The sequence below is a fragment of the Deinococcus aerolatus genome (assembly GCF_014647055.1).
GTDB lineage: Bacteria > Deinococcota > Deinococci > Deinococcales > Deinococcaceae > Deinococcus > Deinococcus aerolatus.
In genome coordinates this window covers 546,207-559,553 of sequence record NZ_BMOL01000001.1, presented here as the reverse complement: position 1 = coordinate 559,553, position 13,347 = coordinate 546,207, and the positions used below count along the sequence as shown (strand labels likewise).

The window sequence follows — 13,347 nt, the reverse complement described above, 5'->3', positions numbered from 1 at the left end:
TGCCTACCTGGAGGCAATGAACTTGAGGCTGATGGGCAGGGTGTTGCCAACGCGCCCAGCCTTGATCGCCGCGTGCTGCACGCCGAAGTCGCTGAGCAGCACGCTCATCTTCACCGAGACGGCCAGCGCGTCACCAGGGATTTTCATGCTTTTGGTCACGTCGTTGGCCGGCGTCAGCTTGACGCGGGCGGTGGTGCTGACTGGTTTGGTGACACCGTTCATGGTCAGGGTGCCGCTGACCTTGTAGTCGTCGCCGCTGACCCAGGTGACCTGCGTCGTCTTGAAGCGGATGACTGGATTAGCGGCGAAATTGAACCAGTCCTTGCTGACCATGTGGCCGTCGCGCGCCGGCACGCCAGTTTTGATTGAGGCGCCGTCCACCGTCAGATCGGCGCTGCCCGTTTTGGCGACTGCGTCAAACGTGACGGTGCCGCTGATTTTGTTGGTGATGGCCGTGAAGTTCTCGATGTCGGTCTCGTTCTCGGCGGTCATCACGTTCACGTTGTCCAGGTCGGTCACGGCGTACTTGACTGGGGCAGCAACGGCGCTGGCGAGCAGCAGGGCGGGCAGCATAAACAGGTAACGCATGGGGGTTCTCCTGGGGGAAAGGGCGCGGCGGCCATGGGCGAAGGGTGAGGGCTTCTCCCGGTTTACGGCGCGGCCATCCAAAAGGTTCAACGGCACGTTCCGGGTGTGTCCCGGTTCCGGCTGCGTTCCCATCCTCCCTGGCCGCCGGTACCGTAGCCTGTGGGCGTGAGGGAAGCCTTTAAATACGATCTGCGTTTTCCGCTGGTGACCCTGGCGCTGCTGCTGGTGGGCCTGATGACGGTCAGCACCGCCGCGTTGTCGCCGCGCGCCGCGCCGGGCATCTTCACCAAGCAGTTGATCGGTGTGGCCCTGGCCGCCGTGCCGCTGGCGCTGCTGTGGTGGGCTGGCCGGGACCGCGTTTATAAATTCGCGCCGTGGATCTACGGGGCCGCGCTACTTTTGCAGGCCAGCACCTTCGTGATCGGGCGCGAGGTCAACGGGCAGCGCAACTGGATCGAGATCGGCCCGCTGCAGTTCCAGCCGCTGGAAGTTCTGAAGTTTGCGTTGATTCTGATGCTGGCGGTGGCGCTGCGGGCCGGGTACCGGGGCCTGAAGACGTACCTGTGGGCCCTGGCGGTGTTTCTGCCGGCTGTGGGGCTGGTGGCCGTGTCGGACATCGGGGGGGCGCTGGTGCTGAGCGTCATTTTCGGGATCATGCTGCTGGCCGCCCGCATTCCGTGGTGGCACGCGCTGCTGGCCGTGATCCTGGTGGGCGCCGCCGTGCCCACGCTGCTGTACCCGCGCCTGGAGCCGTACCAGCAAAAGCGGCTGACCATCTTTCTCGATCCCTACCAGGACCCGCGCGGAGCGGGCTATCAGGTCATCCAGAGCACCATTGCGGTGGGCTCGGGCGGCGTCCAGGGCAAGGGGTACAAGGCGGGCAGCCAGTCACACAACGGTTTCCTGCCGGAAGCCCACACCGATTTTGCCTTCAGCACCTGGGCCGAGGAACAGGGTCTGGTGGGCGGGCTGGCCGTGCTGCTGCTGTACGGGCTGCTGTTCTGGGGGCTGGCGGGCATGGCGGCGGGCTCGCCGCGCCTGCAGGACCAGATCCTGTTCGCGGGCGTGCTGGGACAGGTGGGCTTTCAGGCGCTGGAGAACATCGGCGCGGCGCTGGGGGTGCTGCCGCTGACCGGCATCACGCTGCCGCTGATCAGCTACGGGCTGAGCAGTCTGGTCAGCACGCTGGCCACGCTGGGGCTGGCCTACGTGGTGTACCGGGACCGCTTCGAGGGCTCAATCTGAACGGCCTGCCCACCGCGCCGCTGCCGCAGAGGCGGTCCGCGTGACGGTCGCAGTGCCCCCCACGCCTATCCCTGTCCAGCCTCCACCCCTGCGTCTGTCGGGAGCACAGCTGGGCCTGATCATCTCCAATTTTTTAATGTGGGGCGGGTTCTTCGCCGTGATTCCACTGGTCACGGTGCATTTTGCCGGATCGCCCCAGTCCGGCGGGCTGGGCTGGGCGGCGGCCAGCGTGGGGCTGGTGCTGGGCCTGCGGCAGCTGACGCAGCAGGGCCTGACCGTGCTGGGCGGGGCGTGGGCCGACCGGGTGGGGCCGAAGCCGCTGATTCTGGCGGGGTGCGTGCTGCGCTCGCTGGGCTTCGCGTGGATGGCCTTCAGCGGCACGCTGCCGGTGCTGCTGGCCTCCGCGCTGCTGGCGGGAATCGGCGGCGGGCTGTTCGACGCGCCCAAGAACGCGGCGATCACCGCGGTGACGCACCCGGCCCACCGCTCGCGGCTGTTCAGCCTGACCAGCATCTCGGGCAACCTGGGCATGGTGACCGGCCCGCTGATCGGCGCGGCGCTGCTGGGGCTGGGATTTCAGGTGGCGGCGCTGGCCTCGGCGTCCGTGTACCTGCTGGCTGCCCTGCTGATGGGCCTGACCCTGCCGCATGTGCGCCCGCCACAGCGCCCACGCGGCAGCGGCATGGCCGGGTTGCGCGCCGCCGCCGCCAACGTGCCGTTTCGCCGCTTCACGCTGGTGCTGATCGGGTACTTTTTGCTCAGCACGCAGATCAATGTGGCGGTGACCCTCAAGGCCATTGCGCTGGCGGGGCCGCAGGCGACGGGGCCGCTGTACGCGGTGTCAGCGGGGCTGGCGGTGGCGCTGCAATACCCGCTGCTGCGTCTGGCCGAGCGTCACCTGCGCGTCCGCACGGTGCTGACGCTGGCGGTGGGCACGGTGGGGCTGGCGCTGGGGCTGATGGCACTGGCCTCCAGCTTCGGCGCACTGCTGCTGTGCGTGGCGCTGTACAGCCTGGGCACCATGCTGGTGTACCCCACCCAGCAGACCCTGACGGCCCGCTTTGCGCCCGCCGAGCAGGTGGGCAGCTACTTCGGGTTCAGTGCCATCAGTCTGGGCGTGGGCGGGGCGGTGGGCAGCGTGCTAGGCGGCTGGCTGGTGGACACCGGGGCGCAACTGGGCTTTCCCGCCCTGCCGTGGCTGCTGCTGGCCGCCACCGGATTTGTCACCGCCTGGGGCCTGCGCTGGGCGCTGCGCGATCTGGCCCCAGCCCCGCGTTAGGGGCAGGGCGGCCGAACGCCCTGTTCGCTGACGACACCGCGTTGTGTCCGGTCTGCTGCCGCCCCAGTCCGGAATTCATTCGCGCTGCAGTGCCCCGTTGACCGCCGCCAGCGCGAAGGCGTATTCCTCCGCCGCCTCGTTCAGGGCGTCGTAGCGGCCGCTGCTGCCGCCGTGGCCCGCGCCCATGTTGGTTTTTAGCACCAGCGTGCCGCTGCCCGGCTCGCGCAGGGTTCGCAGGCGGGCCACGTACTTGGCCGGTTCCCAGTACGCCACGCGCGGATCGTTCAGGCCGGTGGACACGAACAGGTGCGGGTACAAGCCCGCCTTCAGGTTGTCATAGGGGCTGTAGGCGCGCATGGTGGCGTAGGCTGCCGCGTCGTTGGGATTGCCCCACTCGTCGTACTCCCCTGTGGTCAGCGGAATGCTGGCGTCCAGCATGGTGCTCAGGACGTCCACGAACGGTACGCCCACAAAGGCCGCCTTCCACAGGTCCGGGCGCAGGTTGACCACCCCGCCCATCAGCAGGCCGCCCGCGCTGCGGCCCATCGCCACCAGATCGGTGGCCATGCCCGCTTCTCGCAGGTGTTCACCTGCCGCCACGAAGTCGGTAAAGGTATTCATCTTGTGGCTCAGGCGGCCCGCGTCGTACCAGCGCCGCCCGCGCTCCGAGCCGCCCCGGATGTGCGCGGTGGCCCACACCCAGCCCCGGTCCAGCAGCGGCAGCCGGGCCATGGAAAACCCCGGGTCGACGGGGATGCCGTAGCTGCCGTAGCCGTACAGCAGCGTCGGCGCGGGCAGGGCGGTGTCGCGGCGGCGGACCACGCTCACCGGAACCTGTTCGCCGTCGGGCGCGGTGGCCCAGACCCTCTCGGAGACGTACAGGCTGGCGTCGTAGTTGGGCACGGGCGTGGCCTTGACCAGCGCGGTGGCCAGCGTGTTCAGATGCAGGTCCAGATGTTCGGTGGGCCGGGTCAGGCTGGTGTAGAGGATGCGCGCCGTGTCGGTGTCGTACACCCGGTTGCTGCCGATGTGGACGGTGTAGCTGGCTTCCGGGAACTCCACCCGGCGGGCCGGGCCGTACCCGTCTGCGGTGCGCGGCAGCACCCACAGCCGCGTGAAGCCGTCCTCACGCCCGGAGAGCAGCAGATGGTTTCTGAACAGGTGCATCCCGGTCAGATAACGCTCGGAGGTGTAGGGCAGCACCTCGGCAGCGTTCGGGAGATTGATCTCCCCCTGCTGGGGCAGGCTCACCAGCTTGAACTCCTCCGCGCCGCCCGCGTTGGTCAGCGCCAGCCAGTGATCGCCGCCGTCGGCCAGCATGACCTCGGTGCCCCGCTGGCGTGGCAGGACCAGCCGCGGCGTGGCCGTGGGGTCGTGGGCGTCCAGCGCCCGCCACTCCTGCGCCATGTTGGCCTCGCTGACGATCAGCAGCGTGTGCCCATTCTCCGAGCGGGATGCGCCCACGCGGAAGATGGGATCCGCCTCGTGAAACAGCAGTTCGTCGGCGTCTTGTGGCTGGCCCAGCGTGTGCCGCCAGATTTTATCGGGGCGCTGGGTGTCGTCCTCGGTGGCATAGAGCAGGGCGGCGCTGTCCGCGTGCCACGCCAGCGTCCAGCCGCTGAGGCCGGTCAGGGCGGTTTCGGCCAGTTCGCCGGTTTGCGTGTCCAGCACGCGCAGGTCCCAGACCTCCTGCCCGGTCCGGTCCATCAGGTAGGCCCAGTAGCGCCCGTCCGGACTGGGGCGGGCCAGGTGGACCCACACGTTGTCCAGGCCCTCGCGCTCCTTGAGGGCGTTCAGGTCCAGCAGGGTCTGCTCGTCGCCTCCGGCCAGTGGGCGGCGCAGAAAGACCGGGTGCGCCCGGCCCTCCAGCGTGCGCGTGAAGTACAGCCAGTCGCCGTCCTGCACGGGCGGCTGCTCGTCGTCCTCCTGCACGTGCGACAGCAGTTCCTGGTAGATCGTCGCCTGCGTGTCTCGCAGCGGCGACATCACCGCGTCCAGATAGGCGTTCTCGGCCTCCAGGTGGCCCAGCACCCTGGCGTCGGCCTTGCCGCGCGTCTTGAGCCAGTGATAGTCGTCGTGGCGCTGCTCGCCGTGGAGGTCGTGGCGGACCTGTTCGCGCGGGGCCTGTGGCGGCCGGGCCTGTTCTTGGGAGTGCATGGCTAGAGGGTAACAGTGGAGGGCGCGGGTGGGCGCTAGCCTGCGCCCATGTTCCGCCGTGACCCCGTGAAACTGGCGCTGGCCCGCGTCTCGGCGGTGCTGGGGGCAGACGCCGGCCCGCTGCTGGGCCTGACCCGTGTGGTCTTCCGGCGAGGCGGCGTGCTGGCGGTGTGGCGGGCAGGCCAGCACGCCGCGCTGTCCCTGGGCGGCGTGGACGCTGGCGGCGTCTTCGAACTTGCCAGCGTGACCAAGCCTTTCACGGCGGCGCTGGCCGGGGCGCTGGTCGCGGCGGGGCGGCTGGAGTGGCACGCCCCGCTGCCGGGCCTGGGCGGCCCGTTCCGTCGCCTGCCCGCCCACCTGACCCCGCTGGCCCTGTCCACCCACACGGCGGGCCTGCCGATGCACCCGGCGCGGGCGGCGGTCACGGTCTTCACGCGCTTCCACGATCCCTACGGCGGCATGAATGCCCCGGACGTGATCGCCAGCGCCGGGCGCTGGTCCGGGTGGGGTGGGGCACCTCCTTCGCGCGCCCCCCGGTTTGCGTATTCCAATCTGGGAACGGGGCTGCTGGCGCTGGCGCTGGCGTATGCGGCGGGCGAGGAGGCCAGCGCTGCAGGCTACGGGCGGGCGCTGGCCTCCTGGGTCACTGGCCCGCTGGGCCTGGACGTGTCGCTCGCTCCGGCGAGCGCGGTGGTGCGGCCCGCCGGCGTGCTGGGCGGCGGGGGCGTGACCGGCTTCGGGCCGCTGGCCGGGGCGGGCGGGCTGTTCGGCACGGCGGCAGACCTGCTGGCCTTCGGCCAGTCCCGGCTGGGTGCGCCGCCCCTGCCGCTGCTGCGGCCCGCTGGCCTGCCCCGCCACCTGAGCGGCGTGGCTCCCGGCTGGCTGGTCTCCGGGGCCGGCAGTGAGGTGCGCTGGCACGACGGTCTGGCGCGCGGCACCCGTACGGGGCTGGGCTTCAACCTGGGCTCCGGCGCGGTGGTCGCCCTGCTGGCCCGCGGCACCGACTCCCCGCTGGGCAGGCGCGGGGTCACGCCGGCGCTGCTGCTGTCGCTGCTGGGGGCGGGGGAAGGGTAGGTCTGGGCCTGGACACCCGGCGCTGAGGACTCGGCGGCGGGATTCAGCCCTGGGGGTCAGCTCAGGAGCACAGTGTCTTCCTGCTCGGCCATCATGCGCAGAAAGGCGTCGACGTACTGCGGGTCGAACTGACGCCCGGCCTGCGAGCGGATCTCGGCCAGCGCGTTCTCACGGGGCCAGGCCGGCTTGTACGGGCGGGCATTGGACAGCGCGTCATACACGTCGACAATCGAGAACAGCCGGGCCGTCTCGGGGATGTTCTGGCCGCGCAATCGGGCGGGATAACCGGTGCCGTCCCAGCGCTCGTGGTGGTAACGCACCAGATCCAGCGTCTCGGCCGGCAGAAAGTGCAGGTCCTGCAACATCTCGTAACCGACGGTGGTGTGGGTCTGGATCACCTGCCGTTCGGGGACATCCAGCGGGCTGGCCTTGTGCAGGATCACGTCGGGGATGGCCAGTTTGCCCAGATCGTGCAGGTACGCGCCCCAGCGCAGCGCCTTTACCTGTTCCTCGTCCCAGCCCAGGCGGCGGGCCAGACGCAGGCTCATGCTGACCACCCGCGTGGTGTGGCCGCCAGTGGCGTCGTCGCGGCGTTCCAGGGCCGCCCCCAGCGAGCGCAGGGTCAGGTCGTTGGCGTCGCGCAGTTCACGGATGGCGCTGATCTGCCCCAGCTGTGCGCCCAGCAGCCGCGCAAAGGAGGCCACCACCGAGGTCTCCTCCTCGTCAAAAGCCACGTCGGTGTCGCGGGTCAGGATCAGCACGCCCAGGTGATTGGAGGCCCGCCCGTAAACCGGCGCGACGTGGTAGTGGCGGCGCTGCGGCTTCTTGAGCAGGTCCAGGGCTTCCTCGGCGACCCAGTGGTCGGCCTGCACGCTGCGGCTGTCGTTGTGGCTGGGATGGATGGGCCGTTCCAGAAACGCCTCGTAGGCGCCCTTGGCCGCCAGGATGTACGGCGTGCCCTGCCGGTAGGCCACGAAGGCCAGGTTGGGCGCGACCTTCAGGGTGCTCAGAATTCCGATTCCGGCGCGGATGATCGACTGATCGTCACGGGCCTCGGCCAGCCGCTCGCTGCCGTTGCGCAGCGCCACCACAGTGTTGCGCTGCCAGGCCAGTTCCCGCTCGGTGGCCTGTTCGCGCAGGATGATGTAGCCCAGGCCGCCAATCACCAGCAGCGCGCCCAGCAGTTCCTGCAGCGTCGGGGGCGTGCCGGGCAGCACCATCGAGGCGACAAAGGCCGCAACGTAGGCCAGCAGCGCCGCCCAGCGCCACGCCATACCCAGGGACCACGCCCCGATGGTGAGCAGCAGGCCCGCCCCGGCCATCAGTCCGGGGGAGTCGGCGTAGGCCGCGTAGCCCACGGTTCCGGTGCCCAGCAACAACAGCAAGAGAGACCACACGCCGGGAAAGGACACGCCCGGAGTGTAGCACCGACGTTCTGGAAAGCTTAATGATTTTGCGGCGAATTGTGGAACCGCTGTGCCTGCCTGCTGGGGGGGAAGGGGGCATCAGACTGTGGCGGTGACGCAGCCCGGTGCCAGAAAGAAGAGGGCTGGAAATGCTGACCCGCCCACCACGGGCAAGCTGGTGGGCTGGACCTCAGTCCAGGTCCACGGCCCACCACGCCTCACGCTGGGCAGCCAGCCGGGCGCGTGGGTCACCGATGGTGTCCAGGGCGCGCGCCAGCCCCTGCCAGTCCAGTTCGCTCATGGGGTCAATGGCCAGGGCGCGCTGGTGGAACTGCGCGGCGTCCTTGGCCTTGCCCGCATCCGTGGCGGCGCGGGCGGCCAGGCTCAGCACGCTCAGCTGCTTTTGCTCCAGCCGGGCGCGCACGTCGTCCACCCAGGGGCTGTCGGCACCGGGCAGGAAGGTGCCGTACTGCCCGGTCAGCTCGCGCATCTCTTCCAGGCCCAGGCTGCCGTGTTCGGCCTGTGCCGCCAGAAGTTCGTAGCGGTACACGTCGTATTCAGGGTTCAGGTCGGTGGCCAGGGCGTAGCGGCGATTGGCGCTGACCACCGTCTCGCTGCTCAGGCTGCGGCGCAGGCGGTGCAGGGTGGTGTGGAACAGCGAACTGGCGCGGGCCTCGTCCTTTTCCGGCCACAGCGCCTCGGCGGCCTCCCAGCTGGTGACCTCCTTGTGCTCCAGCAGGAAGAAAAACAGTTCCAGGGCCTTGCGGCTGACCCACGACACCGACGCGCCCTGCCACACCACCTGCGCGGTGCCTAGCGCCTTGGCCTGCATGCTGCCCTCGGACTGCAGGGTCAGGCCAGCGCGGCGCAGCCGGGCGTCGATGGCGGTGGTCAGGTCCTGCGGGGTAAACGGCTTGGGCAGATAGTCGTCGGCGCCCAGGTTCATGCCCCGGCGCACGTCGCCGCGTTCGGCATGGCTGCTCAGCAGCATGAACGGGGTGGCCGAGAGCTGCTCGTGGTCACGCAGCTTTTCCAGAAATTCCAGGCCGGTCATGTACGGCATCACCACGTCGCTGATCACCAGATCCGGCGTGAACACCTTGAGAAGTTCCAGGGCCTCAACCGGATGGTTGCTGGTCCGCACCTCATGCCCGGCGCGGCTGAGAATCACGCTGACGAGTTTGAGGATGGCGGCGTCGTCATCCACCACGAGAATGCGGGGCATATCGCGCAGTCTAACAGACGGATGAGGACTGGGCGGAGGAAGGTTGATGACGGCCCCAACAGGGTGCGCGCGCTCTGGGCGCCGCAGGAGCGCTGCCCCCGCGTGCATTAGTCTGCGACCCATGACTGAACCGCTGACCCTCATCCAGGCCACCGTGATCACCCAGGACGACCACCGCCCCCAGGCCACTGCCGTGCTGGTGGGGGGCGGGCGCGTGCTGGCGGTGGGTGGGCCGGACGACCTGCAGGCGATGGCGCCGCGTGCCGAACAGCTCGACCACCGTGACCTGATCCTGACGCCGGGGCTGTGCGACGCCCACACCCATCTGGTGATGTACGGCTTCTCCCTGTCCGAGATCAATCTGCACGGCGCGCGCAGCGTCTCGGAGGTGCAGGCCAGGGTCGCGCAGGTGGCGATGAACACCCCCGCCGGCACCTGGATTCGCGGCGGCGGCTTTCTGCTGGGCGAACTGGGCCTGGGCGACTACCCCATGGCGGCCCTGCTGGACGAGGTCAGCCCACACCACCCGGTGCAGCTGCACTCGCGCGACCACCACATGACATGGGTGAACAGCGCCGCCCTGCGCGCCGCTGGCGTGACCGACGCCACCCCGGACCCCGAGGGCGGTCAGATCGTGCGCCCGCTGGGCTGCCTGCTGGAACAGGCCAGCGGGCTGGTCTCCGCCGTGATGCCCGCGCCGAGCGAGGCCGAGTACCTGGCGGCGGCCCGGCGCGGGGCCGACGACCTGTTCTCGCGCGGGTACGTCAGCACGCACACGATGGCCTACGAGTCGCCCGAGTCGCCCCGCGCCCTGCAAACGCTGGCCGGGCGCGGCGAGTTGCCGCTGCGGGTCTGGGCCTGCCTGCCGCATGACCGGCTGGAACAGGCCCGCGAGCTGGGCCTCGGCTCCGGCGGGGGCGGGCTGTTCCAGTGGGGCGGCGTCAAGTTCTTTGCGGACGGCGCCCTGGGTAGCCGCACCGCGTGGCTGCACGCTCCTGGCTTTGCCGACGGCTCCGGCACCGGCATTCCCCTGGACCCGCCCGCCCTGATCCGCGAGCGCGGCCTGCAAGCCATTGCGCTGGGCCTGACCCCAGTCACGCACGCCATTGGGGACCGTGCCAATACGGAGGTGCTGAACGTCTATGACGACCTGCGGGCCGCCGCCGACGCCCGGGGCATTCGCCTGCGGATTGAACACTCCCAGCACCTGCGCCCCGCCGATATTCCCCGGCACCGGGGCATGGTGTGCAGCGTGCAGCCCATTCACCTCCAGGCCGACGCACCCATGATCCGCGAGCTGATGCCGCATCTGGCGGACGGCAGCTACGCCTTCAAGTCCTTGATGGAAGCGGGGGCCATCCTCGCTTTCGGCAGCGACGCCCCGGTGGCGGCCCCCGATCCCCGCGCCAACTTCGCTGCCGCGATCACCCGCGTGGACGACAGCGGCGGGCGGCTGGCCCCGGATGAGGCCATGACCGCCGAGGACGTGCTGTGGGCGCACACGCGCGGGCCTGCCATCGCGGCAGGCTGGGCCGACGAGGGCGTCATTCGCCCCGGCGCCCGCGCAGCCTTCACGCTGTGGGACCGGCTGGGCGGCAACGCGCGGGCGCTGGTCCTGTAGAGGCGAGCTCTAACCGGAAGCCAATATTCAGGCCAGCGGCGCGAGCTTGAGCTTGACGGTGTGCATCCGCCCCTCGCCCGCGCCGCCCCCGAAGTGGCCGATGTACAGGCTGCCGTCCTCGGCCACGGCCACCGCGAAGACCAGTTGCCCGCCCACCGAGTGAAATGGCAGGGTGCCTGACAGATGCGCCCACTGCGCTGCCCCGATTCGCAGGGCGTCCATTCCGGTGATCAGTTGGTAAGGCAGGTCGGTGGGCAGCGATTCCAGTGCCGGGTCTTTTGGCGTGGGCCTGCGCTCCCAGCACAGCGAGAGGGTCTGGGTCTGGGTGTCTGTCGCCTCCCCCTTGGCCGTCATCAGTTTCCACTCGAAGCCGCCGCCGGCCTTCCGGGACAGCACCGTCTTGAGTTCCAGCTCGATGTGCTGCACCACCAGCGCGTTGGGATTTCCGCCCTCGCGCTCAAAATCCTGGGCGACGCTGGCCTGCACCGCCGTCACGAACTCCAGGACCGACACGGCTCTGCTGGGCATGGCTTTCTCCTGAATGCCTTGTTCAAGGGGGTGCAGGGGCGAGGGCCGGTTACTCCTCCTCTTCCTCCTCCGGCAGATCGGCGTTGGAATACACGTTCTGCACGTCGTCCAGCTCCTCGAGGGCGTCAATGACGACCAGCAGCTTTCTCGCGTCGTCGCCCTCCACGGCCACCAGCACGTTGGGCACCATGGTCAGGGCCGCGCTCTCGATCTCGTAGCCGGCGTTGCTCAGGGCTTCCTGCACGGCGTACATGTCGGCGGGACCGGTGCTGATTTCCAGCCCTTCCTCGGACTCCTGGATGTCCTCTGCGCCGTTCTCGATGGCGAGTTCCTGCACCTGCTCGGCAGTGTCGCGCAGCAGCAGCACGCCCTTTTTCTCGAACTGCCACGCCACGCTGCCGCTGGTGCCCAGCGAGCCGCCGCGCTTGTTGAACACGGCGCGGATGTCGGCGACGGTGCGGTTGACGTTGTCGGTCAGGGCCTCGATGAAGATGGCCGTGCCGCCGGGGCCGTAGCCCTCGTAGGTCACCTCCTTGAACTCGGCGGCCCCGGCCTCCGCGCCCAGCGCCCGCTTGATGGCATTTTCGATGTTGTCCACCGGCACCGTGTCGGTCTTGGCCGCCGCGATGGCGTTCTTGAGGGACAGGTTGCCGGACGGGTCACCGCTGCCGCCCGAACGGACCGCCGCCCCAATCGCGCGGATGTGCTTGCTGTACATCGCGCTGCGCTTCTTGTCGTTGGCGCCTTTCTTGCGCTTGATCTGGGACCATTTGCTATGACCTGCCATTAGGGTGGCATTCTAGCGTCTGAAGGCACAGGTTCAGTGGTGACTGCGAGGCATCACCGATGGCAACGGGTGGGCCTGCCATACCGGCCAAGGACCCCGGTGGCCGGGGAACGCAGGCAGTGTGAAATTAGGCCGATCAACATTCTGGACGGGATGGAGACCCCGGCAACGGCGACCCAAGCAAGAAGTAAGGGTGACGACCCAATTCATATAGGCGGGGCACTGCGGTTGCAATGTTCTGGCCAAATCCCAGCAACGTCCACCCAGCGGAGGGATGCTCGGCACCACACGTCCAAGCCCTTAGGCTCCACATTATTCATTCGAAATTTGTAGTTCGACGAATACCTTCGTCTTTTCAGCTGTTTGTAAATTCAAATGAACCTTTAATCGAAGCGGAGGCGGCATATTTTGGCCGCCTCCGCTTTTATTCTATTGAACTATTTCAAATGGGATGGATTGATTTCTTATCGTCCGGGAGTAATCTTCCATACTGATGACATTGTGTCTCGATTGGGCTTCATTGTCGTAAAAACGTTGGTGATGTCCCGTTTGTTCGTACCGCTTCTGAATGCGGGGACATCTGTAAAATACCCCATCGCGTCCAGATAACCACCATTGTCTGGACGAAGCGCGTCTGTGTACACATTCACTAGGAGGATATTGTCGTTGGCCATCACCATATCGCCGTCTTTCTTCGCGACCCCCGGTGCCGGTATGATTTTCCAGGTGCTGGTAGGATTACCGCCACGATCAGGCTTCGTCACCGTAAATACCCCAAGCAGTGCCTTGCCAGGAGCGCCGTAACCTCCCGCTTGGTAGGCGGGGAGATCCTTTACGGCAAAGGCGGTGTCTAGGTATCCAAAGTACGGAGTCTTGTTAACAAGATAAATCTCGTCCCCGTAGAGAACGGCTTCGCCCTTGTTCTTTCCACTTTTCGACAGCAAAGCCCAGCTGGTATTTCCAGAAGCACTCTGAATATTCTGAATCGCAGCCACGAAATTATTGGCTTCGTTGACGAGTGCAAATTCTTTATAATTTTTTACTTGGCCGAAGGCCGTCAAATAAAACTTTGCACTAGGATATTGATTTTGGAAATAGGCGAAATTACCATAAGTCATGGTCGTTTGAGCCTGCGCGAGACCTACGGATAAGACGCCGAGAATCAATGGCAACTCCAACAACTTCCTTGCGGTAAATCTAAACATAGTCCCAACCTCCATTTTTAGTCAACTTTACAAGCATTCGGCAATGGGTCATGTCGTACGCCTTGTCAGGAAAGGCGTGGGCATGCCGAATGCGCAGCTCAAGTTATATGAACAGCGCAACGAAATGCAGGCAATTACTTGTAAGGTCTGGAGGCAGTATGACATGAATTTTTTTATAATGCAAATCAAATCGTTTTATCTGAGGTTTTCAGGTACTTTGCCTCCGGGCTTC

At 67.3% G+C, this 13,347-nt stretch carries 11 protein-coding genes; 4 read left to right on the top strand and 7 right to left on the bottom strand.

Annotated elements, in window-relative coordinates; all coding sequences use genetic code 11:
* Window positions 1-3: 3 nt before the first annotated feature.
* On the bottom strand, window positions 4-588 hold the full coding sequence (locus IEY31_RS02645) for a YceI family protein (protein WP_188968669.1): 585 nt from the start codon (window positions 586-588) through the stop codon (window positions 4-6).
* Window positions 589-753: 165 nt separating this feature from the next.
* On the opposite strand from IEY31_RS02645, the gene IEY31_RS02640 reads away from it, so the two are divergent.
* Window positions 754-1,833, top strand: coding sequence for an FtsW/RodA/SpoVE family cell cycle protein (locus IEY31_RS02640; RefSeq protein WP_229723265.1), 1,080 nt, complete (start codon window positions 754-756; stop codon window positions 1,831-1,833).
* A gap of 40 nt (window positions 1,834-1,873) precedes the next feature.
* Complete coding sequence (locus tag IEY31_RS02635; RefSeq protein WP_229723264.1) at window positions 1,874-3,112, top strand: MFS transporter; 1,239 nt, start codon at window positions 1,874-1,876, stop codon at window positions 3,110-3,112.
* A gap of 75 nt (window positions 3,113-3,187) precedes the next feature.
* Here the strand turns inward: IEY31_RS02635 and IEY31_RS02630 are convergent, their stop codons facing one another.
* Window positions 3,188-5,269 (bottom strand): S9 family peptidase, encoded by a 2,082-nt coding sequence (locus IEY31_RS02630; protein WP_188968668.1) that lies wholly within the window; start codon window positions 5,267-5,269, stop codon window positions 3,188-3,190.
* 48 nt (window positions 5,270-5,317) lie between these two features.
* Here IEY31_RS02630 and IEY31_RS02625 point away from each other — a divergent pair, with 48 nt between their 5' ends.
* Window positions 5,318-6,343 carry a serine hydrolase gene (locus IEY31_RS02625; RefSeq protein WP_188968667.1) on the top strand — a complete coding sequence of 342 codons (1,026 nt, stop codon included), beginning with the start codon at window positions 5,318-5,320 and terminating at the stop codon, window positions 6,341-6,343.
* 56 nt (window positions 6,344-6,399) lie between these two features.
* Here IEY31_RS02625 and IEY31_RS02620 read toward each other — a convergent pair whose 3' ends face one another.
* Together IEY31_RS02620 and IEY31_RS02615 are read right to left on the bottom strand one after the other, a co-directional pair.
* Complete coding sequence (locus IEY31_RS02620) at window positions 6,400-7,755, bottom strand: HD-GYP domain-containing protein (RefSeq protein WP_308424303.1); 1,356 nt, start codon at window positions 7,753-7,755, stop codon at window positions 6,400-6,402.
* A 184-nt stretch (window positions 7,756-7,939) separates the two neighbouring features.
* A complete protein-coding gene (locus IEY31_RS02615; protein ID WP_188968666.1) occupies window positions 7,940-8,974 on the bottom strand; it encodes a response regulator in 1,035 nt (344 codons plus the stop codon).
* Between the two features lie 121 nt (window positions 8,975-9,095).
* On the opposite strand from IEY31_RS02615, the gene IEY31_RS02610 reads away from it, so the two are divergent.
* Window positions 9,096-10,595, top strand: a complete 1,500-nt coding sequence (locus IEY31_RS02610; protein ID WP_188968665.1) for an amidohydrolase — start codon at window positions 9,096-9,098, stop codon at window positions 10,593-10,595.
* 27 nt (window positions 10,596-10,622) lie between these two features.
* Here the strand turns inward: IEY31_RS02610 and IEY31_RS02605 are convergent, their stop codons facing one another.
* The 3 genes from IEY31_RS02605 to IEY31_RS02595 form a co-directional block, all read right to left on the bottom strand.
* Window positions 10,623-11,123: a trypco2 family protein gene (locus IEY31_RS02605; RefSeq protein ID WP_188968664.1), complete on the bottom strand. Its 501-nt coding sequence runs from the start codon at window positions 11,121-11,123 to the stop codon at window positions 10,623-10,625.
* A 49-nt stretch (window positions 11,124-11,172) separates the two neighbouring features.
* On the bottom strand, window positions 11,173-11,910 hold the full coding sequence (locus IEY31_RS02600; protein WP_188968663.1) for a YebC/PmpR family DNA-binding transcriptional regulator: 738 nt from the start codon (window positions 11,908-11,910) through the stop codon (window positions 11,173-11,175).
* 464 nt (window positions 11,911-12,374) lie between these two features.
* The gene (locus IEY31_RS02595; RefSeq protein WP_188968662.1) at window positions 12,375-13,115 is read right to left on the bottom strand and encodes a hypothetical protein; all 741 of its coding nucleotides are present in this window, start codon (window positions 13,113-13,115) and stop codon (window positions 12,375-12,377) included.
* Window positions 13,116-13,347 lie beyond the last annotated feature (232 nt).